The organism is Salinicola sp. CR57 (assembly GCF_003206585.1).
In the GTDB taxonomy this organism is placed as follows: Bacteria; Pseudomonadota; Gammaproteobacteria; order Pseudomonadales; family Halomonadaceae; genus Salinicola; species Salinicola lusitanus.
On record NZ_PZJL01000004.1, the window covers coordinates 141,512 to 166,018 of the forward strand.

The window sequence follows — 24,507 nt, forward strand, 5'->3', positions numbered from 1 at the left end:
TCTGAAAAGCGGGTCTCGCACCTCGTAGTCAGCCTGACTCGCATCGACGCTTGGCGCGGTGGATTCGCCACATGGTGACAAGGTTGGTACCCAGCGCCAGCAACTCGGCGATGAAGCCACCGATCGAACCGATGATCAGCGCGTTGGCGAGCCAGCACAGCGCCACACCCGCCAGCAGTACCCGCATCGGCAGGCCGCGCAGCAGAAACATCGCCAGGGTGCCGAAGACGGCGGCAAGCAGCGGGAAGATGTCGTACCAGGATTGCCAGGTCGCCACGGCCACGGCCCCCGTCGCGATCAGCACCAGCCACATGAGCGGCTGGCGTCGCGGAAACCGCCGCGCCAGCCAGATCCTGACGACGACCAGGACCGACATGCCGGCCGCGACCGCCTCTCCGAACAGCAGAAAATGCACGGCGAAGGCGACGTTGGCGAAAATGAGATAGAGCAGCAGCCGATCGTCCTGGCGGCTGGCAAATGCCGCGATGATGAAGCCAAGGGCGACGAACCCGCCGATTTGAGCGGCGATCCAGGTCGGGCTGTGTGCGTCCATGCGACTCCTGACGACTAGGTTCGGGATGAAGGGCGGAGCGCCTAGCGTAGGCGCAATGGCTGCACGTTTCACGCCGAGACGTTCGGCATCTCCGCTTCGTCATGTCACGAGTCGGGTTCGCGCGGCAAAGTGTCGTTGCCCTGCTAAACTTCCTCCTTCGGGCTTCACCATTCATCTCAAGTTCAGCCAACCGCCCATCAGGAGAACCCCATGTCTCAGAGCGATTCCCAGACGAACATCAAGACCGAATGGATCGAGATCACCGCCGAAGACGGCAAGACCTTCAAGGCGTACCAGGCCCTTCCACACAAGGGCAAGGGCCCCGGGATCCTGTTGATCCAGGAGATCTTCGGCGTCAATGGCCATATTCGCGGCGTCGCCGAGCAGTACGCCATGGATGGCTATACCGTGATCGCACCGGACATGTTCTGGCGCGACGAGCCGGGCGTGGAACTCGGCTACGACGGTGACGACTGGAAAGCGGCGGTAGCCCACAAGCAGGCGCTGGACTATCCCACGGCGATCAGCGATCTCCGCGCCGCGGTCAAGGCGCTGCGCGCAAGCCCCACCTGCGACGGCCCGATCGCCTCGGTCGGCTACTGCATGGGCGGCGTGCTCTCCTACCTCTGCGGCCTGGATGCCGGCGTCGATGCGGCGATCTGCTACTACGCCGGCGGAGTGACCGAATACCTGCCGCGTGCCGACGAGCTCAAGGTCCCGGCCCAGTTCCACTTCGGCGCCGAGGATGACCATATCCCGCTGGAACACGTCGAACAGACCCGCCAGGCCTTTGCCGGCAACACGGATATCGAAGTCCACCTCTACGGCGGTGCGGAACACGGCTTCAACTGCTGGTCGCGGGCCAGCTACAACCAGCATGCGTCCGCGCTGGCCCATGGCCGCACGCTGACGTTCCTGGCCAGCCACACCGAATAGGGCCGCACCCGGGCGTTCCGGCGTGACGCTTTAACGGTCGGGGGCTGATGAGCCAAGGCCGATGTCTCAGGGCCGATGCATCAGGGCCGATGCATCAGGGCCGATGAAAATGCGGCAGCACGTGAGCGGCCAATTCCTCGATGATGGCGTCGGCCGGCCGCTCCTCGAGACCTAGATTCAGCGCCACGTGGTGAACGCCCATCTCTCTGAGCGCGTCCAGCACCTCGACGAGGGCGTCACGGCCGGCACGGTAGCCCAGCTCGATCGGCGTCGCCGGCGCGCCCGGATCGGCGTCGAGCTCGAGACGCATCGCCTCGCCGAATCCGCGGAACTCGCCAGGCACGCTCCGCTCTACCGCCGCACGCCACATCCGGTAGCGATCGAGCTGCTGGGCCGGTTCACGATGATAGGTCATCCAGCCAATCGCGTGACGGGCGATCCAGTTGACGCTCTGGCCGCCCGAACCGACCGCCAGTAGTGGCACGGGCTCCGGTGGCTGCGGCCGCAGCTGGAATTCGGGAGAACCTGCCTCGCGGCGGTCGGGGATGACTTGCTGCGGCGAGCCCAGCGCTTTCGCCACGACTTGCCAGTGATCCGCGAACAGTCGCCGCCGCTCGCCGACGTCCTCGCCGAAGGCGGCAAACTCGGGCGGCCGGTCGCCGGATCCCAACCCCAGGATGAAGCGACCTCCCGAGAGTGTGGCGACCGATGCGGCCGCCTTGGCGATATGCAGGGGATGCCGCAGCGTGAGCACGATGGCGCCACTGATCAGCGCGACCCGACTCGTTTCCACCGCCAACGCACCCAGCCAGCTCCACGGGTCCAGATGGCCGACCGGATCGGGATAGTCGCGACTGTTGAGCGGCACGTCTCGAATCCACAGCGCGTGAAACCCGGCATCGTCGGCGAGTGTGGCCAGACGCCGCTGTTCGACGACGTCGACCACTGCCTGGCCGCGCGGCATCAACGGCAGCGTCAATCCGATCGACAACCGGTCCGGCTCCCACACCCGCCGAACGCTCGCCTGTCCGACTCCGCCTGCAGACATGACTCCCTCCCCGTCGATTGGCACTTGGAGATGCCTCCCGCCAGTGCGACCTCTGCACCATGACGCCCGAAAACCGAGCGCAGGACATGATGATAGCCACGATCTCGCTTGTCGTTTCGCCGATCTACGACTAGGTTCCGAGAAGGCATGTCAGGATGGCATGCCGCTGGCATGAAAGACTTACCATGAATCAACAGGGATAGACGCCATGGGAATTATTGCGTGGATCATCTTCGGCCTGATCGCCGGGGCCATTGCCAAACTGATCATGCCGGGCAAGGATCCGGGTGGCTTCATCGTTACCATCATCCTCGGGATCCTGGGTGCGGTCGTCGGCGGCTGGATCGGCACCGCACTCGGTTTCGGTGACGTTTCCGGTTTCAACTTCGGCAGTTTCGTGATCGCCGTGATCGGCGCGATCGTGCTGCTCGGCATCTATCGTATCGTGCGCAAGTGACCGACCTGCGCTCGTGAAACCGAAGTCCGGTCGGTGGCGTTCGTCGCCGCCGACCGTCGTTTGCCCAGACTCACCCCTCAATGACAGCCTACCCTCAGTAAAAGACGTCCGATGCCTACCGATGCTCACTTCTACGAACCCAGCCGTGGCCATGGCCTGCCCCACGATCCGTTCAACGCCATCGTCGGTCCCCGTCCCATCGGCTGGATCTCCTCCCGCAGCGCCGCGGGCCACCTGAACCTCGCGCCGTACAGCTTCTTCAACGGCTTCAACTACACGCCGCCGATCGTCGGCTTCGCCAGCGTCGGTTACAAGGACAGCGTGCGCAATATCGAAGCGACCGGCGAGTTCTGCTGGCAGCTGGCGACCCGGGCGCTGGCGGAGCCAATGAACGCCAGCTGCGCGGCGGTAGCACCCGAGGTAGATGAATTCGAACTCGCCGGGCTGACGCCGGCCGAGTCGCGCGTGGTGAGCGTACCCCATGTGAAGGAAGCCCAGGTCGTGTTCGAGTGCCGCCTGACCCAGACGCTGCAGCTCCAGTCCGCCGCTGGCGACAAGCTGGAAACCTGGATGGTTTTGGGTGAGGTGGTCGGCGTGCATATCGATCCGACACTACTCGAAGACGGCGTCTATCAAACCGCCGCCGCCCGGCCGATCCTGCGTGGCGGCGGCCCGGCGGACTACTTCGAGATCAGCCAGGGCCAGAACTTCAAGATGTACCGGCCGAGCTGACGGGCAGAGGCCAAGGGAAACGTCGTGAATCCCGGCAGTTGGTGATTCTGGCCCAGGAATGAATCAGGACTGGGTGACGGGCTCGTAGAACCGCCAGGTGTTGCGACCGGCACGCTTGGCGGCATACATCGCGATGTCGGAGAACCGGACCGCCTGCTCGGCATCCTCGGTATCCAGCCCCACCATGGCGATACCGATACTGACCCCGATCACGATCTCGATATCGCCCTCCACCTCGAACGGTTTCCGGAGGCGGTCGAGAAAGCGCTCCAGCACCACCTCGACGTCACTGCGCTGGTCGCACCCTTCCAGCAGCACGACGAACTCGTCGCCTCCCAGGCGGGCGACGTAGTCGCGTTGACGCATCAGCCCGGCCAGAATGCCGCCGACATGGCACAGTGCGCGATCGCCGGCCTGGTGACCGTAGCTATCGTTGATCTGCTTGAAATGATCGAAATCCAGCGTGATCAGCGCATGGCAGCGCTCCGGATACAGCCGATGGTGACGCGCCATCACCGCCAGGCGGTGGTCGAAGCCACGACGGTTGCCCAAGCCGGTCAAGGGGTCGGTCATCGCCATTTTCTCGGCGGCATCCGCGGCTTTCTTGCGCTCGGTGACGTCGTGCGCCACCCCTTGCAGCCGCCCCGTCTCGAGCGGGCTCAGGATCAGGCTGACCCAGCGCTGCCGCTCGCCGCTGTCCAGCGCCACTTCCCACTGGCGCTCGTAGCCGCCGGCCTCGTCGTCGACCGCGAAAGCTTGCGTGGCACCGTCTCCATCGCCGACCAGCGCGGCAAAAGCGACCGGGTGACGTTCCAGGTCGGTGCCGGTCGACATGTCGAACAGCCGCCGGAAAGCGGGGTTGGCCGAGCGGACGAAGCCGGCGCTGTCGAGCTCGAAGATCCCCGCTTCCACGTTGTCGAAGATCGCCCGATAGCGGCGCTCCTCGACCTCGCGTTCGAGCCGTAGCCGACGCTCCTCGCCCAGACTCTGGACCAGATTGTCGATCATGGCGTTGACACTGATGACGAGTTGGCCGATCTCATCGTCCCTGTTGCCGCGCGGCGCCTGCAGCTGCTGTCCGGTCTCCGCCTCCAGCTCGCTCAGCCGATGCGAAAGACCGGTGATCGGCCGGGTGACGAATCGCACCACCACCAGCACGACGCAGAGCCCGATGCCAACCAACTGCAGCAGCAAGGCCCCGCCAATGAAAGTCGACGCCTGCGACACGAGCTTGTCGATGAAGGCCTGGTCAGGCGCCACCGTGATCCGGCAGACCGACGTTCCCGATTCGAACGGTGAGGAGACGTCCCGGACGACACTGTCCGCCGGCTCCCCTTCCGGACCGGCGCGACCGCTGGCGAGCGTCGTACCGTCGCTGGCCTCGATACTCACGGCGCTCACGATATTGTTGCTGAGCAGGCCATCCGTCACCTCCTGCGCGAGATGCCGGTCCCCCAGAAAGCAGCCGATCTGCGCGGTTCGCTCCACCGTCGTCAGCAGTTCCTGAACCCGTGACTGCTGCTCCCGCTGAACGCTCTCGGCCCGCAGGTAGACGGCCAGGGCAAGGAACACGACGCCCAACAGCGTGACGATCAGCAGGATGATCGCGGTCGTACGCAGCGCCAGCCGGGTGTGCAGCAGCAATAACAGGCGAGACATGCAATCACTCGCTCAACATCAGCACGACGTGCATGTCGCCGGGTACCTGGGCGCCATCGACGTAGCTCAAGGCATTCATGTTCTGGATCACCAACTGGTGCACGTCGTCGATGGTGGCGATCTGCTGCGGCGGCGATGCCTCGCCGGAAAACACCAGCCTGGCCCAGTAGGAGTTGATCTCCGCCAGATCCTTGTTGACCAGCGCCCGGTAGAAACGCGACTTGAGCGTGGTGGAATCCACGGGGAGCGCGACGTTGCCGGTGGGGAGCTTGCGGTAGCGCCCCATGAAGATATTGACCACATCGCTCTGGGTCAGCCGATCGATACCACTGCCGGCATTGACCACCACCGCGATATCGGCGCTGACGGGAACGGCAACGACCAGGGTGGCGGAGAAGGTGGAGGCGATGAGAAGCCGTTGGACTCGGTTCATGGACATTCCCCTAGAAAATGAAGTCCAGACCGAGGCTGAAGACAGAACTCCAGCCCCCGTTCCAGTCACTGTCGTCTTGGCGCCACAGGAATCCCGGGCTCCGCGTATCGATACGATCGAACTGCGCTTTCAGTGCCATGTTGGTGGTCACGTCGTAACGTGCACCCAGAGACCAGGTCCGCTGATCGATGTCGCTGTTATCGGGATTGGTGGACGACGTCTCGACGCGGGACGCCACCACATAAGGCGTTACCCGGTCGATGCGATACCCCACCGAGACGAAGCCCGAATCGATCTGCCCCTCGTGGCGGCTGGTCCGGCTGCGGTTCCACATCACCTGAATCTGCAACGGGCCGCGGTCATAGAGCGTTCCCAAGGAAAATAACCGAATCCGGTCGAAGCCAAAGATATCGCCAAGAACGGTATCCGCGTCGAGATCGAGAAACGGGATCTGCTCGATCTGATCGGCCACGCTGCCCGAAAAGCCGACATCGGAGTGGACTTCGGTGTAGCTGGTCCGGAATCGCCACGGCCCCGTCTCGTAGTCGACATGGCCACCGTAGACGCTGTCGACATCGAAGTCCGCGGAGAGGTCGTCGACCAGGTAGATCTTGCTGCTGGAGCGCCCGGCATAGAGCTTGAGCAGCAGCAGGTCACTGCCAACCGGCTGCTTGAAGGTGACATCGCCGCCATCGATATAGGTCAGTTGCAGGATGCCGAAGTGATCAACCGGCGGCCGCGCCCAAGGGTAGGCGTAACCGACGTAGCGCGAGTCGGCGAGTTGATACACGTCCCACCCCAGCCGCCCGACGCGCAACTGCACGCTGGGGTCCGGCCGGTAACGCAGGAACGCCCAACTCACTTCGGGTCGGTAGTTGCCGTCCTGGCCATAACGGCTGATGCCCTGCACCACCGCATCCAGCTCATCGGTAAAGCGATAGCCGACCTGAACGCCTAGCAGTGAATCGGTTCGCGCGCTCCAGCCCTTTTCCGCGCCCTTGGGCTGGCTGATATCGCGAATGAAACCAGCATCGCCCTGATTGCTGTGTACCAGCCCCAGGGTGCCGAAGCCGCTGAAGGTCAGTCGGCCATCGTCCGTCAGCGGCCGGGCCTCGGCGACAACGCTCGTCACCGACAGCATCAGCCCCAGGCAGACCGGAAGTAATCGTCTCATGCAGGATCTCCGGCGGCGCGTTCGATCTGTCGCCACCGCAAAGAAAAATTAGGTTCGCGGGAAACATTGTCGGCAGGTCGGCATCTTTCTGAAGGGTCCATTAGCCGAGGTTCGGTGATTCAGATCCCGATACCGCGGGGGCGCGGGGAACTCGGCGTGTTAGACTTTGTCATTAAACGCCCGGTGGTCAGAGCCTGGTTGGCGACGCCCTATTTCTTTTCCCGGATGGAGTCAGGCGCTCAATGTCTTTGGAAGAATTGCACCTCAATCTGCGCAACCTCACGCCCGAGGACTACCCGCAGCTCAAGCGACTGATGGATGCCGTCTACGACGACATCGGCGGCGCCTGGTCGAAGCTGACGATCGACAAGCTGATCGGCGAGTTCGCCGACGGCCAGATCATCATCGAGGACGACGGCAAGATCGTCGGTGTCGCGCTGACGGTGCTGGTCGACTACGACCGCTTCTCCAACCCGCACAAGTACGACGAGTTGATCGGGCATCGCGAGATCATCCTCAACGACGCCAACGGCGATGCGCTCTACGGCCTCGACGTCTTGATCGATCCGGCCTACCGCGGCTATCGCCTTGGCCGACGCCTCTATGAGGCCCGCAAGGACCTGTGCCGCTCGATGAACCTGCGCGCGATTCTCGCCGGCGGCAGGATTCCCAATTACCACCAGCACGCCGACGAGATGACTCCCGCCGAGTACATCGATCGAGTCGCGCGCAAGGAGTTCTACGACCCGATCCTGTCGTTCCAGCTGGCCAACGATTTCCTGGTCAAGCGCCTGCTGACCAAGTATCTGCCCGAAGACGAGAAGTCGATGGGCTACGCCACCCTGCTCGAATGGAACAATATCCTCTACGAACCGGCCAGCCGTATCATCGAGACCCGCCGCACCCAGGTCCGCGTCGGCGCGGTGCAGTGGCAGATGCGCGAATTCGACTCGGTGGAGGCGGTGCTGCAGCAGGTCGAGTTCTACGTCGACGCGATCTCCGACTACCAGAGCGATTTCGCGGTCTTCCCGGAGCTGTTCAACACCCCGCTGATGGGATTGACCGACCAGACTGACCAGGTCGCCGCGATCCAGTTCCTGGCCGGCTTCACCGAGCGCTTCAAGACCGAGATCTCGCGCATGGCGATCTCCTACAACATCAACATCGTGGCCGGCTCGATGGTCGAGCTGGGTGAGGACGGCAAGCTCTACAACGTTGCCTACCTGTGCCACCGCGACGGCGAGATCGATCGTCAGGCCAAACTGCACATCACCCCGCAGGAGCGGCGCGACTGGGTGGTCGAGGGCGGCGACGAGCTGCAGGTGTTCGAGACCGATGCCGGACGCGTCGGCATCCTGATCTGCTACGACGTAGAGTTCCCGGAGCTGCCGCGGCTACTGGCCGAGCAGGACATGGACATCCTGATCGTGCCGTTCTGGACCGACACCAAGAACAGCTACCTGCGCGTGCGCCACTGCGCCCAGGCCCGCGCGATCGAGAACGAGTGCTACGTGGTGGTCTGCGGCAGCGTGGGCAACGTGCCCTCGATCGAGAACCTGGACATCCAGTACGCCCAGTCCTCGGTGTTCTCGCCGTCGGACTTCGCCTTCCCCCACGATGCGGTGCTGTCGGAAACCACGCCCAACACCGAAATGGTGATGTTCTCGGATCTCGACCTGACCAAGCTCAAGCTGGTGCGCTCGGAAGGCGCGGTGACCAACCTCAAGGATCGCCGTCTCGACCTTTTCGATCTGCGCCTGCGCGACTGGTCGTGGAAATCCGGAGCGCGCCAGGAAGAGAACTGATTGATGGGCTTGCGGAGTGGTTCGTGGAAAGCCTGGTTGGGCCTGAGCGGCGATGCCCGACAACGCTCGCGCCAGCCGTTCGACCCGGAGACGTGGCTATCGATTCGCCACGGCCTGCCGCTGCTGGCCGACCTCGACGACGACGATGCCGAGCGTCTCGGTCCGCGCGCCTGGCAACTGCTGCAGGACAAACGCTGGGTAGCGGGTGACGGGGTCGAAGTCGACGATACCGCCCTGCTCGCCATCGCCGCCCAGGCCAGCCTGCTCACCCTCGGCTGGTCGGATCGCGACGCCAGCGCCGCCTTCGACAACGTCACCGAGATCATCCTGCTGCCCGACGCCTTCCATCGCCACGTCGAGGAGATGGACGACTTCGGCGTGATGCACGAGTACGTCGACGAGCGCGCCGGGGAAACCTCCTGGCGCGGCCCCGTGGTACTGGCAATTCCCGATGTCGCCGAAAGCGGCGACTACACCGGCTACAACGTCATCATTCACGAATTCGCCCACAAGCTCGACCTGGGCAACTCGCAGGATGTCGACGGCTTCCCCCCGCTCGCCGCCAACAGTGATGTCACCGCCCAGGAGTGGCATCGCATCTTCACCGCGGTGTGGGACGACCTGCAGGCCCACCTCGCCCGCGACGAACCCCCCCCCATCGACGACTACGCCGCCACCCACCCCGGCGAATGCTTCGCGGTCTGCTGCGAACTTTTCTTCACCGCCCCGGATCAACTGGTCGATGTCTATCCCGAGCTTTATGACCTGCTGAAGCGCTACTTCCGACAGGAAACGCTGGCGCGGTTCGAGCGGAACCATCCGTCAGGGATCGATCAGCCGCAGGATTGATCCTTCACTACTCCCCGATGCCTATCGCCCCGTATCAGGTACCTCGTCCTACTGACCGTGACGCCCAAGCCAGCCCTGACTAGAGAATTGGTCTCAGAGGCGTTACTCGCAGAAAACATTGGTTTACATTGGTGTAGATACCAATCAGGCGGTGCGGGAAGAAAACGCGGCTAGAGGATTGGCATAAGAAGATCAAGGCGGCTTGCGACCCAAAGCGGGCATGCTGGAAAAGACTGCCTGCACGTTCATCGGTGTTATGCAGCCGACACTATGATTGGTGTTATACAGCCAAGCTATACTTAATGTGTCAATCTTTCAGTATGTTATGGAGAAAGCGGCGTGCAGCATAACATTGTTGAACGCGCGTGCGCGTTCAAGTCAATAAATGAGCGCGCTGTCTAATACCTGTTATAGCATTTAAGGGGAGAACATGAAAAATACTGGAGAATTTCTCGTACTTCGTTATTCATTAGTTGAGGAATCTCAAGAGAGCATTATCTCCTCGCCATTGCCGACTCCAAAAGGCGCGGCTGTCACGATTTCACTAATTGGCGACCGAGAATTCGTTCGCAATAACGTACTCTATGCATTCGTGGGCTTTTCGAAAGCCAAACCAACTGATCTGTACCAGTTCCAAGAGGGACGATATATAGTCGGTAAGGTCGCAAAACTGAGAACCGCACACGTTGGCGAAAAGGTACCTGGTGACATAGTCGAGCATGAGGAGGACGACTGGATACCGCTCGTAGCAGTTTTTGATTTGCAAGAGCAATATATATTTGTACAACGGGATTGGAAGTTTGGGACAGAGTCGCAGATCGCGAATGCAATTCAGTCCGGACTCAGAGAGCCCGTGTTGGCCAAATATAATCACAGAGTTTTTGTAGAACCTAAAACAAAAACCGCGGAATTTTGGTCCGTTGTTAAATCTCACAAGAAGATATATAGGTTAGAGATCAAACTGATTTCACCAAATATTCTTCGCACTAACGAAAAGGCGAGAGAGGCACTCGAAGAGCTGAAAAAGCTATATGGACAAGATGAAATGACATTAGCTCTTGAAAATGAATCAGGAGATTTAGAAGTTCCAGAAGAGCCTATAGCAGATTATATTGACTACGCCTCAGAAGGTGAGGGAAAGTGGGTTTTGGTAACTGAAGGAACTCGGGGCGGTAAAAAGAAGCATACAAGTGAAAGAGCAGCAGTTTCAGTCGAGTTGCCAGTTCCAACTGAGGAAGAAGTTCATTCTGAGGGGCAATTAGAGCTAGAGACAGGCTTGCCAGCTCCTGGGCGTGAAGCAAGCGATGCTAGCCTGATCGCTCAGGTAGTTACTGAATCTGAAAACCTTTCTCGTGATGAAAGACATGACTAGGTTCGCTCTGATTTTTATACTCGCTTTTAGCGCAGCTCTTTTTATTGCCTATTATATGGAAAAGCTTGCTGTACCAATATTCCAAGAATTGCTATCTGCATTCATTTTTATTGCAATGATTACCGGAACGATATCATATGCACTGTACGCATACGTTGATGGAATATCTAAGGATGTGTCGGCGGACGATGACAATAATGGAAAAGTAAATTATATTTCTGCTGTTAATCGCCTTAACGAACTTAAAAAAGAGATTTTAATTAACGCATTCTCTGTGGTTGGGTTGTTGGTTGTAGAGAGGGTTGCTCACGGAGTGTCATTAATTGTTCCTGTAAGTGATGAGGAACCATTCAACTGGGCATGGGCATGCTCTATATCAGTTCGCGTCGCATGCTTTGCTTTAAGTGTAGTCGTTGCTGCCATTCAGTTTCATGGCTTTCTTATTGCTAGCGACTATCGGGCTATAATTAGTCGTAGCAAATAGCTATAACAAGGCCGTTAACGCGGACGTATTTTTCGTTCTCTTTGCTCACTACAAATCCGCCGGTTACGGCTGGCGTTATATCCACTTTTGGCTGAACGCCCGCTAGTGGCCGAAAGCGGACCAACTCGCTATTTCACCTGATCAGACCATTCAAAATGGCTACCCACTTTCCCGATAGGGAAAGCCAGAGCGCCATCGGCCCACCGCTTGGCTATTTTTCCCTATTGGGAAAACCCGGTTATGCTGGTTTCGTGTCGGCTCGTTTTGCCGCGAAAGGCTTGATTTGACACCCATCTGCGCCAGCTTTGAGGCCTCATGCGAAAGATACTGCTCGTCGACAACGGCTCCCTGCGCCCCGCCGCGACGCTCAACCTGCGTCGTCTCGCCGACGCCTTGAGCCAGGCCACGGACGAGGCGGTCGAGGCCGCATCGCTACTGCACTCGTTCAAGATTCCGCCCGAGCAGCTCGGTGGTCGCAAGGCGGATTCCCTGGGGCCGCTGGCCGAACGATATGCGGCCGAGGGCGTGACCGAACTGCTGATCCTGCCCTTCTTCTTCGGGCCCAGCCAGGCGTTGACCCGCTACCTGCCGGAGCGTCTGGCCGAGGTGCAGGCCAACTACCCGCAGCTGTCGGTGAAGGTCGCCCCGCCGCTGGTCGATACGCGGCTGGCACCGGATCTGCGACTGGCGCAACTTCTCGCCGATAACGTGCGCGAGCGCATTAGCGGCCAGTCCCGGCCCAAGGTCGTGCTGGTCGATCACGGCAGCCCGATCCCGGAGGTTACGGCGGTACGCAACTACCTGACCGGGCAACTGAGTGCGCTGCTGGCCGATGAGGCCGAGTGTGTGACCTTTGCCTCCATGGAGCGCCGCGAGGGCGATGCCTATCGCTTCAACGAGCCGCTGCTGGAAGATCTGCTGGCTTCGCCGGCCCTGGCCGAAGGCGACGTGATTTTGTCCATGCTGTTTCTTTCCCCGGGCCGGCACGCCGGTGAAGGCGGCGATATCGCCGAGATCTGCGCCCAGGCGATGTCTCGCGCCCCTGGCCTGAATGTCGTAACGACCCGGCTGGTGGGCGAGAACGACGCCATCCTGGAACTTCTCGCCACTCGCCTGCAGCAGGCGCTGGCCGGCGGGCCGCTATTGATGGAACTGCCGGCGATCGGCGCCAAGGACGACTGACCCGCGCTTCGGTTTGAATCGGCAGTTAGCAGCGTGCGCCTATGCCTTCGCCGCCAGCACGCGCTCGAACTCATGCCGCCAGGCCTTGGTATATTGCGCCGGATCGGCGGGAAATCGCCCCAGATCCACCGCAAGATCGAAGAAACCCTGCGCCGGCAGCCCTTCCCCGCGACGGCTGACGACCAGCGCGGCGATGAAGGGCCGGCCATGCTGGGCATCCTCGCGCATCGTGCTCTCCAGTGCCTGGGCGACGCGCTGGATGGTGCGCGGCGGTCGCAATCCCAACGCCTCGGCGAGTTGCTGGTAGGTCAGCGGCAGAGTCTCGCGAGGCGCCGTCTCTAGCAGCTGGCGAACCTGCGCGGGGAGGGATTGAGCGTCGGTCATGATTCTCAGGCGTTCGGATCGAAGAGCTTCACTTCGCGAATGTCGATTCGCTCCCACACCCGCCCGGTCATATAGGGCTCGGTCTCGAGCCAGGCGTCGAGATCGGCGCGGTCGTCGAAGCGAAAGTGCGCGTTGGAGCCGACCATCTTGCCTTCATCATCCAGGATCGCGCCGCCGCTGAGGAACTTCCCCTGTTTGGCTAGCTCCCGTATGCCTGCCAGATGCGCCTCTCGATTGGAAAGCCGGCGCTCGAGCGCGTCGTCGTCGGTGTAATCGTAAGCCACCACGGCATACTGCTTCATGCGGTGCTCCTGCCGTTCGTTGATCATTGGAGAGAATCGGCATCATGCGTCAGCTTTCTTGACCAAGCAAATTGGCCTCGGTGGTCAACCTTGGCTTTATATTTTCCGAAGGTGTCTTATACCCGAGACATCGATCTGCGCACCTGTTATTCATCGGCCTGTTGCCACGACAAGTAGTTGTCTCCCCACTCTTTCATGGCATCAAGCACAGGGGAAAGCGTCAACCCAAGCTCCGTGAGTGAGTACTCTACGCGAGGAGGAACTTCCGCAAACACTTCGCGGGAGATGATGCCATGCGCTTCAAGCTCTCGAAGCTGCAACGTCAAAGACCGTTGAGTCACACCACCGATAAGGTTACGAAGCTCCCCAAACCGTTTCGTTCCACTCAATAAATAGTAAATGATAAGCGGCTTCCATTTACCGCCGGCGACGGCAACGGTTGCTTCCACAGTGCATCGGTAATCGTGCATATCTCGATTTTTCATTGTCCAAAAAGCGCCCATTAGTATAAATTTTATACCCATGTATAAACAATGTACCTACTTTTCAACGTGCATGAAAGACTCCAGAATCCATTCCCGCAGCGGTAATAGCCTTGTCGCGTGCATTTCTGATATAGGGCGTGGAGAGAATACTGATGAAAGCAGCCTACTATGAGGCCCAGGGCAGCGCCCGGGAGGTATTGGTTGTCGATGAGTTACCGACTCCAGAACCCGGTCCGGATGAGGTCCGGGTACGCATTCATGTTTCCGGATTGAACCCGACTGATATCAAGGCGAGAACCGGATTCTCAGCGGGAATGCCCTACCCGCGAATCATTCCTCACCAGGATGGCGCAGGCGTTGTTGATGCTGTCGGCGCCAATGTATCACCCGACAGACGTGGCGAGCGGGTTTGGGTTTATGAAGCGCAGTTTGGCCGAGCCATGGGAACGGCGACAGAATACGTCGTACTACCGTCGAGTCAGGCAGTTCATTTGCCTGACGCGGTATCGTTCGAAGTGGGTGCTTCGCTTGGCATTCCGGCGTTAACCGCTCACCGCTGCCTGTTTTCCGATGGCACTCTCGAAGGTCGGCGGGTATTGATACATGGCGGTGCCGGAGCGGTCGGAACAGCGGCAACTCTGTTGGCGAAATGGGCTGGCGCGTGGGTTTCAACAACGGTGACGAATACCGATCAGGCTGCTGTAGCAAAGGAAAACGGGGCGGATATGGTTCTCGACAGAGCATCGGGAGATGTTGCGAACCTTGTTCTAGAAGCAACCGATGGGCTCGGCGTCGACCATATTGTGGATGTCGCTTTGAAGTCAAACCTTGCCACCAACTTGGCCTGCTTATCTCAAGGCGGAATCATTAGCGCCTATGCCACCGATAGCGCGATGGACGAACTATCCATTCCGTTACTGCAGTCCATGATTCATGGATGCGTCTTCCGCTTCGTCTATATCTACAATGTGCCTGACGAGGCAAAGCAGAAAGCCATCAAGGACATCACCTCTTGTCTATTGGCGGGAAAATATGCTCCAAGAATCGGATTGAATTTTCCTCTGGAAAATATTGTCGCCGCCCATGAGGCACTGGAGTCACACCAAGTCATTGGGAAAGTTCTTGTGCACACGTAAGTCGACAGACCTGAGAGCCCTCCCCGAGCCAACCCCGTTGATGGAGAGAGGCCACGCCTACTGCCGCATCACGTCTGAGTCTCATGGAAACCGGCCGCCAGATGGTCGATCAGGGCGCGAACTCGTGCGGGCTGATGGTGGCGATCGGTGTAGACGATCTGCAGGCCGAGTCGTGTCGCCTGGTGATCGGCCAAGAGCCGTACCAGGCGGCCGTCTTTCAGCGGCTCGTCGAGCACGAACATGGGCGCATACACGATACCGAGGCCTTCGATCGCCGCACGAACCAGCAGGGTGATGTCGTCCGAGCGCATAGCGGTTGGGCCGTCGATGGCGTACGCGCGATTGTCACTATCGCTCACCATCCAGTCGCCGGGCGATCGGGCGGCCGTAAATACCAGTCGCGGTAGCTGGCGGATTAGCGGGACATTTTGACGTTCATGAGCGCCGAGCAAGCCGGGCGCACAGCCCAGGCCCATGCGAACACTGCCGAGTGGCCGGGTATACAAAGCCGAATCGGAGAGTGTCCCGATGCGCACGGCAAGGTCCAGCCGGCCATCGATCAGATCGGCGTAGCGCTCATCCGTGTGGAGGTTCAACGTAATCTGCGGATGGGCCCTGCAGAACGCAGCCAGCACCGGCGCCAGCTTTTGGGTGCCGAAAGCACGGGGTACGCCCAGTCGGATCTCTCCGGCAAGCTGGCTGCGGCCCTCGCGTGCTTCGGCGTCCGCCTCGGCCAGCGCCTCCATGATCCGTTTTGATGCCGCCAGGTATTGCTGGCCGGCATCGGTTAGCGACAACGCGCGGGTACTGCGATGCATGAGTCGCGTTCCCAACGTCGATTCAAGCGCACTCAGATATTTGCCGGCCATGGCCGGCGACAACTCCAGTGCTCTGCCGGCCGCAGCAATACTGCCGTGCTCGACCGCCGCAATGAATATCTCGATTTGTCGAAAACGATCCATGCCTTTCATTCCATCGCCTAATGATCGACGCCAACTCATATTTATCTCATTCTATCATCTGGCGATCGCACTCATGATGCTGGCTCCGCTTACCTATTCGGAGTACAAGCCATGACGATCGAAACAGACAACGCCGTTCTTCACGTTGCGGAGCATGGCGCTGGGCAGCGCACGCTCGTGTTTCTTCACTACTGGGGCGGTTCTGGCCGCACATGGATGGAAGTAGCGACGGCACTTGGGAAGCGGAACCTTTGCCTCATGCCGGATCTGCCAGGCTGGGGTCAGTCCGGCCCGTCGCGCAGTGGATATCGGATTGTGGATCTGGCCGAGGCGGTTGGCGGGATGATCGAAGCACGTCAGCTCCGTGATGTCGTACTGGTCGGTCATTCCATGGGTGGCAAGATTGCCCAGTATCTCGCGGGCCAGAGGCCGGCCTGGCTGAAGGAGCTGGTGCTGGTGGCGTCTTCCCCGGCGTTGCCCATGGACATTCCGAAGCCTCAGCGTCTTGCCATGCAATCGGCCTATGACAGCCGCGCGAGTGTCGAAGAGACACTCGATAATGTGCTCACGGAGACGCCGCTCACCGGGATGGTGCGCGAACGCGCCATTGCCGACAGTTTGGCCGGCGATCCGGCGGCCAAGACCGCCTGGCCCGCTATCGCCATGCTTGAAGATATCAGCGAAACGACACAATGCATCAACGTGCCGACGCTGCTGTTGATCGGTGAGCGCGACCGTGTCGATCCTCCAGCCGTGCTCGCCGACCGGCTCGTGCCCTTTCTACCGACCCCGGAAACACATGAACTGGCGGGCATCGGCCACTTGCTGCCGCTGGAAGCGCCCGTGGAAGTCGCAGGGCATATACAGCGGTGGCTAAACGAGCATCGAGGATAAACGCATACTGTTCGTGCCTGGCCCCACCATTGGGGCCTTTTCGCAGTTGCTTGCCACAGACGAGTACAAGGCATGTTTCCAGGGCATCGATGGCGCCTCCATCCGGCAAGAAATGCCCCTAAGTGTATGGTTAGCATCTGGGCGCGGAACGATCGCTCATGCCCTCGCTGACTTCAACGACCAGGTCGCGAAACCACCGATGAGCTGGATCGTCCCGCATGCGTGGATGCCAAAGCGCATAAAGCTCAAATGAACCCATCTCCATCGGTGGCGTGAACAGGTCCAACATGGATTCAAAGCGCCAGAGAAAGCGACCGGGCAACGTACACAGGTGATCGCTGTCTGCCATGATAATCGGCGCTAGGGCATAGCTCTGGACCGATAGACTAACCTGCCGTTTCCGACCCAGCGCCTCCAATGCACGATCCACCGGCCCCGCGTAGCCCCCGCCCTCGCTCGACACCACTACATGCTCAGCGGCGCAAAACTCGTCCAGCGTGACCGGCTGACTTCCCCGCGGATGACCCCGGCGCTGTGCCGTGACGAACTGATCGGAAAACAGCGTCCGGCCAATCAGGCCCTCGTCTGCCGTACGGGGCAGTCCGATGACCATATCCACGTCCCCGCGATCAAGCGCCGGGGTGATCGTTTCGGGATCCGGCAACACGAACGTAATCCGGGCATGGGGCGCCGCCCGCTTCAAGGCCGTAACAAGGTCGGGGCCAATCATGACGGCAGGGTTATCGTAAGCTGCCAGCACGAACGTCCGGTCGCTCTCTGACGGATCGAAATGGGGAGAATGCCCGATGAACTCGCGCAGATGTCCCAAGAGCGGGGGCAACGTCTCGCCAAGTGCTTCGGCACGAGGCGTCGGCGTGACACCCCGACCCGCCACCGGTACGAAAAGCTGATCGCCGAACAATGCTCGCAGACGGGTCAATCGCCCTGAAAGGGCCGGCTGACTGATTCCTAGACGGTCTGCGGCGCGGCTGACGTTGCGCTCCTGGATCAGGGCTTCGAAGGCCATCAACAGACCAATATCGATATCATTCAAACGGTCGGGCATGAAAGCACGTCTTTTGTGGAGCCTCGCTCACTTCGAGCGTGGGCATGAGTATTCGAGAGGGTTATGCAAGGTATAACCGGCATCGTTTTCTCGCCAGACCCGCCGGCCCCTATGATCTGTCTCTGACACCTACCTGAAACAGGAAGACAGACCCATGATGATACGTTCACTCATACTTTCCACCCTACTGCTGGGTCTTTCAGCCGCGGGCCCCGTCTCTGCAGCCACTACCGCCACTCTGAATCACTCCCGGGGGATCGCCCAACAGGATGAAGGCGCCGATACTTATGCCTTCACTATTGGCAGCGTCCGGGTAACGGCTCTCTCCGACGGCACCGTAGCGCAGAACCTTCACAAGATTCTGCACGGTATCACCAACAAGGAGATCGACGAACGCTTGGCGCAGGCGTACCTGACCAATCCCGTCGAAGTCTCCATCAATGCATTTTTGCTAGAGCTAGGGGACAAGCTTGTCCTCGTTGATACCGGCGTAGGTCAACTCTTCGGTTCAAAACTCGGTGGTCAGCTGATCGAGAGCTTGCAGGCGGCCGGCGTAAAACCCGAACAGATCACGGATGTCTTACTCACCCACGTCCATTCCGATCATATGGGCGGACTAACCCGTGATGGCCAGCGCGTTTTTCCCAACGCGACGGTCCATGTGGGTAAACCGGATGTCGACTTTTTCCTGGATCCTCAAAATGCAGAACAGACCGACTATGATCAGCATTACTTTGACCAGGCTGAAACGATCCTCGAACCCTATGTCAAAGCCGGGAAGATCGACACCTTCGATAAAACTAACGAAGTACTGCCAGGCCTGACCGCCTCCCTTCATCCGGGGCATACGCCGGGAAGTGCATTCTTCACATTGGAAAGCGAGGGTCAGACCCTTACCTTCATCGGCGACATCGTTCATGTAGCGGCTGTTCAACTCCCCGATCCGTCCGTGACGATTGCCTATGACGTCGATCAGAAGAAGGCGAGGAAAGTCCGCACAGCAGCCTTCGCCGACTTTGCCAAGCATCGAAACCTGGTGGCCGTGCCGCATATGCCTTTCCCTGGCATCGGTCATATTCGTAAGGTCGGAGAGGGCTATGAGTGGGTGCCTATCAATTATGGAAACCGAAAAGTGACGGCAACGGAGTAATTTGAAAGTAGACGCTCAGGCTTCCACCTAACATCGCGGTTACGATAGGCGGGATTTGGATGGAATCCATATCCGATTTTTCCCTCTCATCCTGCCTATCTTATAAAGCGGCAGGTTCACCACACGCCAACATTTGTCGCCAAGCTCGCCGGATGGGAATACCCAGACAGCGAGAACCATGCGGCCGCTCGCGTATCACATCGATCGCGGCGCGCTAGCGACGGTTATGCCTAACCTGAGTCCTGTGCGCACTCGCGGCGTCACGCAATGGAGTAAAGTCACCCATCGACTCCGACAACTTTTACAAGGCTATCACCATGATCGATCTCCGCAGCGATACCGTCACCCGCCCCAGCGAGGCGATGCGCCAGGTGATGTTCGATGCCCCGCTGGGTGACGACGTCTGGGGCGACGACCCGAGCGTGGCGCGCCTGGAAGCTTATACCGCCGAGCGCACCGGCAAGGCGGCGGCGCTGTTCTTCCCTTCCGGCACCCAGAGCAATCTGGTGGCGCTGTTGAGCCACTGCCAGCGCGGCGACGAGTACATCGTCGGCCAGCAGGCGCACACCTATCGCATGGAGGGCGGTGGCGCCGCGGTGCTGGGCGGTATCCAGCCGCAGCCGATCGAGAACGAGGCCGACGGTACCTTGCCGCTGAAGAAGATCGAGGCCGCCGTCAAACCGATCGATCCACACTTCGCGCGCACGCGCCTGCTGACACTGGAGAACACCTTCCACGGCCAGGTCCTGGACGCCGGTTATGTCGAAGCGGCCACGACCCTGGCACGGCGCTTCGGCCTGGCCACCCATCTGGATGGCGCGCGGATCGGCAATGCGGCGGCGGCGACCGGCGCCAGCCTCACGGCGCTGTGCAAGCCGTTCGATACGATCTCGATCTGCTGCTCGAAAGGGTTGGGGGCGCCGGCGGGATCGGTGCTGGTCGGGTCTGCCGACTTCATCGAGACGGCCCGGCGCTGGCGCAAGGTGGTCGGCGGTGGCATGCGTCAGGTCGGCATGCTGGCGGCGGCGTGCGAGTACGCGCTGGCGCATCAGCTCGCGCCGCTGGTGGAAGACCACGCCAAGGCCGAGCGTCTGGCGGCGGGCCTGGCGGAGATCGAAGGCATCACGGTGACGGCACAGGCCACCAACATGGTATTCGTCGAGTTCACTCGCCCGGCGCTCGACCCTGCCGATCTGCACGCCTGGCTGAAAGCGCGCGGTATCCTGGTCGGCGCGCTCTACGCGCCGCGCTTCGTCACCCACCGCGATGTCTCGATGGCCGACATCGACCGCGTCGTCGACGTGGTTGGTGAGTATTTCAGACGCGGCTGAAGCGGCTCGCTCAGTTGAGCTGAGTCGACGAGGAGGAGCTGGGGCGAGTCGGTGTCGACGGCGAGTTCGTGGCAGTGCCGGGGGCATCCTGAGCGCCGCCATCGCCGGCCGGGGCAGTGGGGTCGCAGTTCCGCCGTGCGGTGGAGAGGGTCGAGCCGCCATCGTTACCGTGGCAGATCGAACCGCCACCGCTGGGCCGCTGCTCTCGTGTTTCCCGCGGATAGGTCAGTCCGGGGCTGACGTGGACATCCAGGCGCTTGGGCACGTAGTCGGCGCGTCCGTCACGGTCGTTGTCCGGCAACCTGACGCGGTGGCCGGTCTGGGGGTCGACGACGGTGACGCCATCGGCGACGGCGGGGGCGCTGACTAGCGTCGCGCTGGCCACGATCAGCGCGAGACAGGTCGCGATCAGCGTGTTGCGGCGCCTGGCGGGCGTGAAGAGCGTGCGCATGGTCCACCTCCGGTGAGAATCTGCTGCGTCAGCATAGTGTAGCGCCCGCCGCGATTCCGGGCGCGGATTCACGGCGGCGACTCGCTGGTCTGGGAGAGCCACTCCCACAGCGCCGCCGCCGCCGACCGCAGCTGCCGACGGCTGGGCCGGACCAGCCAGAAGGCTTCGTCGGTCGGCATGTCGAGTTCGAACGGTGCCACCAGATCGCGGCTGGCCTCGAGCAGGCGGCGATGCGACAGCGCGATACCGCCGCCGTAGGAGGCCAGGGCCAGCGTGGTCACGTGGGTGTCGCAGATCATCGCCTGGCAACGGTGCTCGAGGCCGGCGAACCCCGCTTCCACCAGCCAGCGCGGCCAGCCGGCGGCGAATCCCGCCGCGTGCAGCAGCGTCTTGCCGGCGAGATCCTCGGGCGTCTCGAGTTCCGCCGCCAGCGCGGCCGAGCAGACCGGCAGCAGCCGCTCCTCCCCCAGGCACTCCGCCGTCACGTCGCTCCAGTCGCCATGGCCGTAGCGAATCTCCAGATCCGCTCCTTCGGCGCCGAAATCGTCCGCCCAGATCGCGCTGACCAGGCGCAGGGTGATCTCGGGGTGCATCCGCTGGAAATGGATCAGCCGAGGCGCCAGCCAGGTCTGCTGCATGGCCGGCGTGGCCCGCAGCGTGACCGGTGCCCCCGGGCTGGGGCCGAAGACTTCCGAGGTGCCCTCGGCGAGACGGGTGAAGGCGCCCTGCACGCTGGGCAACCACGCCTGCCCGGCAGGGGTCAGCGCCAGGCTGCGGGGATAGCGCACGAACAGCGACTGCCCGACGCGATCCTCCAGCAGCCGGATGCGCTGGCTGATCGCCGACTGGGTGACACCGAGCTCCCGCCCCGCCTCGGTGAAGCTCAGCGTTCGCGCTGCCGCCTCGAACGCCTGCAGCCACAGTACCGGGGGGAGTTCGGACATCTCGTTTCCTGAAAGCGTCTCGCGGAGAGGGGCCGGCTGAAATCGCGTTAGTCGAATCAGCCGTTGGGCTAATAGACAAAGCCGGTCATTAGCCGAGCTTGGCCTTAGCGTCCAGATTAATCGTTTGTCATGGCCGGAAGCAATCCGCATCCTAGTGAAACGCAATAACACACGTTACTAACGAAGATGGCCGCGATAGCCATCGAGGAAGTGCCCTTTTGTCATCCGCTCTTTTGTCATCCGGAGGCGCCTTCAACGACGCTCTGACTGCTCGTCAGGGCCAGACGCCCATAGACATGGCCGAACTGCGCCGCTATCGCCAGGGCAGTGGCGCGCCGGCCGCCACGCTGGAGAGCGTGACACGCCAGGCGCGCCGCCTGACGCTGCACTGGTCCGACGGCCGTACCGGTCAGTTTCCGATGATGTGGCTGCGTGACCATTGCGCCTGCGACCAGTGCCGCCACCCGCTGACCCGTGAGCGCCTTTACAAGCTGCTGGATGATCCCCTGTGGGAGCGCTTCGACGGCGACGACGCGCTGGCCTCGTTCGAGTTCGATGCCAACGCATTGACGCTCACCTGGCAGGATGGCCACGTGTCGCGCTTCGATGCCGGCTGGCTCTACCAGCGCTGCCCCGGACAGGAACTCGCCACGCTGCTGCCGACACCGACGCCGTGGCCGACGCACTTCACGCCGAGCCACGTCAGTCATGCCGACTTCGTCGATGGCAGCGACGGCCGCAGCCGCTGGGCCAACGCTTTGCTGCGTGACGGTCTGGTCATGCTCGACCAGGGGCCGTGCGAGCTGGAGGAAGTCTCACGCATCGCCGAGAGCATCGGCCCGATGCGCTCGACCAACTTCGGCGGCCGGTTCGACGTGCGTTCGGTCCCCAATCCGAACAACGCCGCCTATACGGCGATCGGCCTCGAACTGCACACCGACCTGCCCAACTGGCGCCAACCGCCGGATATCCAGCTGCTCTACTGCCTGGAGAACGACGCCGAGGGCGGCGAGTCCAGCTTTGCCGACGGCTTCGCCGCCGCCGAGACCCTGCGGGCGGAAAATCCCGAGGCCTTCCGGGTACTGTCGGAAACGCCCATCGACTTCCGCTTCCAGGACGACGGCCACGATATCGCCGTGCGCGAGCCGGTGATCGATCTGGATGGCGAAGGCCGCCCCCGCGAGATCCGCTTCAACAACTGGATTCGCGACACCTTGAGCCTGCCGTCGGATCAAATCGAGGCGTGGTACGACGCCTATCGTGCGTTGTGGCAGATCCTGCGTCGGCCCGAGGGCCGGGTGGAACTGACGCTGGAACCCGGCCAGATGGTCGCCTTCGACAACCGCCGCGTGCTGCACGGCCGCAACGCCTTCGACCCCAATACCGGCAAGCGCCATCTCCAGGGCAACTATCTCGACCTGGACATGCTGCAATCACATCTGCGCGTGCTGTCGAGATGAACCCCACGGCACGGCGTTGATACGAGCCGCCCGAAGTCATCACTGCATGACCGGGCGGCTCTTCCGCGTGTATCCCCGGGACATTCTGGCCAGGGGACATACGCCCATTAGGGAACGACAGGAGACAACAAATGAAACGACCGCAGACGATTTCCGCCCTGACGCTGACCACCGGTTTGATGATGAGTGCCGGCGTGATGCTGACCGGTACGGGTTCGGCAGTGGCGGCTGACGAAGCCATCAACTTCGGTGTCCCGTCCTGGCCCGGGATCACCGTGAAGACCGAGATCGCCCGCCAGTTGCTGGCACCGCTGGGCTACCAGGGCAAGGCCCAGGAGATCGGTCTGCAGGTGATCTATCAGGGGCTGGACTCCGGCGACGTGGATGTCTTCCTGGGCGCCTGGCTGCCGGCCCAGAACCCGATGCTGGAGCCACTGGAAGCCGATGGCAGCATCACCCGCCTGGCCACCAACGTGACCGGCGCACAGATGACGCTGGCGGTGCCGGACTATGTCTACGATAGCGGGGTCACCTCCTTCGCCGATCTCGACGCCCATCGCGACGAGTTCAACGGCGAGATCTACGGGTTCGGTGCCGGCTCCGCTGCCAGCGAAATCCTCAACAAGGCGATCGAGGACGATACCTGGGGCCTGGGGGACTGGACCCTGGTCGACACCAGCACCGTCGGCATGCTGAGCGCCGCCAAGAGCCACATCGCCAACCAGGAACCCATCGTCTGGGTCGGCTGGACACCGCACTGGATGAACCTCGAACTGCCGATGCACTACCTCAGCGACTCGAAGAACCTGTTCGGCGAGGGCAACGGCGCCAGCGACGTGCGCACGCTGATTGCAAGCGACTACGCCGAGGCCAACCCGAATCTGGTGACCTTCTTCGATCAGTTCTCGTTCTCCGCCGAGGAGCAGAGCTGGATGATCAAGCAGTACGGTCAGGAGGAGAAGCCGATGGAAGAGGTCGCCACCACCTGGATCGAGGACCATCCGGATCGCATCGAAGCCATGATGGAAGGCGTCACGACCCGCGAAGGCGAGCCGGCCTGGGAGGCGGTGCGGGAAAAATTCTCCTTGTAGATCAAGATATCGGGAGCCATCGCCGGGTCACGGCTTGACGTAGCAAAAAACCGTTACAAATTCGTGGCGATTTTTTTGTCTTCGCCCGGAACTAATGGAACAGGGCCGACTCTGAGTAGGTGTTCCCTTGAATGATCCCTTACTTGCCCACCATCCCCTGGTGGGCA

At 61.2% G+C, this 24,507-nt stretch carries 26 protein-coding genes; 14 read left to right on the forward strand and 12 right to left on the reverse strand.

The genetic code is table 11. The annotated features are described in order from the left end of the window. Positions 1–28 precede the first annotated feature (28 nt). A complete protein-coding gene (locus DOM56_RS05320; protein WP_110707851.1) occupies positions 29–553 on the reverse strand; it encodes a YgjV family protein in 525 nt (174 codons plus the stop codon). A 210-nt stretch (positions 554–763) separates the two neighbouring features. Between DOM56_RS05320 and DOM56_RS05325 the strand changes: the two genes are divergently transcribed. Then, complete coding sequence (locus tag DOM56_RS05325; protein WP_110707852.1) at positions 764–1,489, forward strand: dienelactone hydrolase family protein; 726 nt, start codon at positions 764–766, stop codon at positions 1,487–1,489. Between the two features lie 94 nt (positions 1,490–1,583). Here the strand turns inward: DOM56_RS05325 and DOM56_RS05330 are convergent, their stop codons facing one another. Then, entirely contained in the window at positions 1,584–2,537 is a 954-nt protein-coding gene (locus DOM56_RS05330) for a TIGR03571 family LLM class oxidoreductase (RefSeq protein WP_110707853.1), read from the reverse strand. Between the two features lie 208 nt (positions 2,538–2,745). Between DOM56_RS05330 and DOM56_RS05335 the strand changes: the two genes are divergently transcribed. Both DOM56_RS05335 and DOM56_RS05340 read left to right on the forward strand, forming a co-directional pair. Continuing rightward, positions 2,746–2,994, forward strand: a complete 249-nt coding sequence (locus DOM56_RS05335; RefSeq protein WP_110597918.1) for a GlsB/YeaQ/YmgE family stress response membrane protein — start codon at positions 2,746–2,748, stop codon at positions 2,992–2,994. A 111-nt stretch (positions 2,995–3,105) separates the two neighbouring features. Continuing rightward, entirely contained in the window at positions 3,106–3,726 is a 621-nt protein-coding gene (locus DOM56_RS05340) for a flavin reductase family protein (RefSeq protein WP_110707854.1), read from the forward strand. Positions 3,727–3,789: 63 nt separating this feature from the next. Here the strand turns inward: DOM56_RS05340 and DOM56_RS05345 are convergent, their stop codons facing one another. Genes DOM56_RS05345 through DOM56_RS05355 form a run of 3 tightly spaced genes read right to left on the reverse strand, consistent with a single transcriptional unit; the run spans position 3,790 to position 6,992 of the window. Further along, complete coding sequence (locus tag DOM56_RS05345) at positions 3,790–5,385, reverse strand: sensor domain-containing diguanylate cyclase (RefSeq protein WP_110707855.1); 1,596 nt, start codon at positions 5,383–5,385, stop codon at positions 3,790–3,792. Positions 5,386–5,389: 4 nt separating this feature from the next. After that, positions 5,390–5,818 carry a hypothetical protein gene (locus DOM56_RS05350; protein WP_110707856.1) on the reverse strand — a complete coding sequence of 143 codons (429 nt, stop codon included), beginning with the start codon at positions 5,816–5,818 and terminating at the stop codon, positions 5,390–5,392. Positions 5,819–5,828: 10 nt separating this feature from the next. Then, a complete protein-coding gene (locus tag DOM56_RS05355) occupies positions 5,829–6,992 on the reverse strand; it encodes a porin (protein ID WP_110707857.1) in 1,164 nt (387 codons plus the stop codon). Between the two features lie 242 nt (positions 6,993–7,234). On the opposite strand from DOM56_RS05355, the gene DOM56_RS05360 reads away from it, so the two are divergent. From DOM56_RS05360 to DOM56_RS05375, 5 genes are all read left to right on the forward strand, one after another. Next, a complete protein-coding gene (locus DOM56_RS05360) occupies positions 7,235–8,797 on the forward strand; it encodes a bifunctional GNAT family N-acetyltransferase/carbon-nitrogen hydrolase family protein (protein WP_110707858.1) in 1,563 nt (520 codons plus the stop codon). Positions 8,798–8,800: 3 nt separating this feature from the next. After that, positions 8,801–9,646 (forward strand): M90 family metallopeptidase, encoded by an 846-nt coding sequence (locus tag DOM56_RS05365; protein WP_110708050.1) that lies wholly within the window; start codon positions 8,801–8,803, stop codon positions 9,644–9,646. A 430-nt stretch (positions 9,647–10,076) separates the two neighbouring features. After that, entirely contained in the window at positions 10,077–11,018 is a 942-nt protein-coding gene (locus tag DOM56_RS19650; protein ID WP_157958170.1) for a hypothetical protein, read from the forward strand. Next, complete coding sequence (locus tag DOM56_RS19655) at positions 11,011–11,502, forward strand: hypothetical protein (protein ID WP_198655688.1); 492 nt, start codon at positions 11,011–11,013, stop codon at positions 11,500–11,502. Before DOM56_RS19650 ends, DOM56_RS19655 begins: the two co-directional genes overlap by 8 nt. Before the next feature lie 315 nt (positions 11,503–11,817). Then, positions 11,818–12,684: a CbiX/SirB N-terminal domain-containing protein gene (locus DOM56_RS05375; RefSeq protein WP_110707860.1), complete on the forward strand. Its 867-nt coding sequence runs from the start codon at positions 11,818–11,820 to the stop codon at positions 12,682–12,684. A 39-nt stretch (positions 12,685–12,723) separates the two neighbouring features. On the opposite strand, the gene DOM56_RS05380 is transcribed toward DOM56_RS05375, so the two are convergent. The 3 genes from DOM56_RS05380 to DOM56_RS05390 form a co-directional block, all read right to left on the reverse strand. After that, positions 12,724–13,068: a MoaD/ThiS family protein gene (locus tag DOM56_RS05380; protein WP_110707861.1), complete on the reverse strand. Its 345-nt coding sequence runs from the start codon at positions 13,066–13,068 to the stop codon at positions 12,724–12,726. A 5-nt stretch (positions 13,069–13,073) separates the two neighbouring features. Then, positions 13,074–13,370: a YciI family protein gene (locus DOM56_RS05385; protein WP_110708051.1), complete on the reverse strand. Its 297-nt coding sequence runs from the start codon at positions 13,368–13,370 to the stop codon at positions 13,074–13,076. A 146-nt stretch (positions 13,371–13,516) separates the two neighbouring features. Next, on the reverse strand, positions 13,517–13,840 hold the full coding sequence (locus DOM56_RS05390) for a helix-turn-helix domain-containing protein (RefSeq protein WP_280951280.1): 324 nt from the start codon (positions 13,838–13,840) through the stop codon (positions 13,517–13,519). A 167-nt stretch (positions 13,841–14,007) separates the two neighbouring features. On the opposite strand from DOM56_RS05390, the gene DOM56_RS05395 reads away from it, so the two are divergent. Beyond that, the gene (locus DOM56_RS05395) at positions 14,008–14,991 is read left to right on the forward strand and encodes an NADPH:quinone reductase (protein WP_110707862.1); all 984 of its coding nucleotides are present in this window, start codon (positions 14,008–14,010) and stop codon (positions 14,989–14,991) included. A gap of 68 nt (positions 14,992–15,059) precedes the next feature. On the opposite strand, the gene DOM56_RS05400 is transcribed toward DOM56_RS05395, so the two are convergent. Then, positions 15,060–15,953 (reverse strand): LysR family transcriptional regulator, encoded by an 894-nt coding sequence (locus tag DOM56_RS05400; protein ID WP_198655689.1) that lies wholly within the window; start codon positions 15,951–15,953, stop codon positions 15,060–15,062. Between the two features lie 111 nt (positions 15,954–16,064). Here DOM56_RS05400 and DOM56_RS05405 point away from each other — a divergent pair, with 111 nt between their 5' ends. Then, a complete protein-coding gene (locus tag DOM56_RS05405; protein WP_110707864.1) occupies positions 16,065–16,847 on the forward strand; it encodes an alpha/beta hydrolase in 783 nt (260 codons plus the stop codon). Between the two features lie 130 nt (positions 16,848–16,977). Here DOM56_RS05405 and DOM56_RS05410 read toward each other — a convergent pair whose 3' ends face one another. After that, complete coding sequence (locus DOM56_RS05410; RefSeq protein ID WP_106419346.1) at positions 16,978–17,913, reverse strand: LysR family transcriptional regulator; 936 nt, start codon at positions 17,911–17,913, stop codon at positions 16,978–16,980. A gap of 154 nt (positions 17,914–18,067) precedes the next feature. Between DOM56_RS05410 and DOM56_RS05415 the strand changes: the two genes are divergently transcribed. Beyond that, the gene (locus tag DOM56_RS05415) at positions 18,068–19,063 is read left to right on the forward strand and encodes an MBL fold metallo-hydrolase (RefSeq protein ID WP_110707865.1); all 996 of its coding nucleotides are present in this window, start codon (positions 18,068–18,070) and stop codon (positions 19,061–19,063) included. A 317-nt stretch (positions 19,064–19,380) separates the two neighbouring features. Next, a complete protein-coding gene (ltaE, locus tag DOM56_RS05420) occupies positions 19,381–20,394 on the forward strand; it encodes a low-specificity L-threonine aldolase (protein ID WP_110707866.1) in 1,014 nt (337 codons plus the stop codon). A gap of 10 nt (positions 20,395–20,404) precedes the next feature. Here ltaE and DOM56_RS05425 read toward each other — a convergent pair whose 3' ends face one another. Both DOM56_RS05425 and DOM56_RS05430 read right to left on the reverse strand, forming a co-directional pair. Further along, positions 20,405–20,845: a hypothetical protein gene (locus tag DOM56_RS05425; protein ID WP_110707867.1), complete on the reverse strand. Its 441-nt coding sequence runs from the start codon at positions 20,843–20,845 to the stop codon at positions 20,405–20,407. A 68-nt stretch (positions 20,846–20,913) separates the two neighbouring features. Further along, positions 20,914–21,789 (reverse strand): LysR substrate-binding domain-containing protein, encoded by an 876-nt coding sequence (locus DOM56_RS05430; protein ID WP_110707868.1) that lies wholly within the window; start codon positions 21,787–21,789, stop codon positions 20,914–20,916. Positions 21,790–22,085: 296 nt separating this feature from the next. On the opposite strand from DOM56_RS05430, the gene DOM56_RS05435 reads away from it, so the two are divergent. Further along, positions 22,086–23,249, forward strand: a complete 1,164-nt coding sequence (locus tag DOM56_RS05435) for a TauD/TfdA family dioxygenase (protein ID WP_110707869.1) — start codon at positions 22,086–22,088, stop codon at positions 23,247–23,249. 197 nt (positions 23,250–23,446) lie between these two features. After that, a complete protein-coding gene (locus DOM56_RS05440; RefSeq protein ID WP_232822205.1) occupies positions 23,447–24,340 on the forward strand; it encodes an ABC transporter substrate-binding protein in 894 nt (297 codons plus the stop codon). Positions 24,341–24,507: the final 167 nt, after the last annotated feature.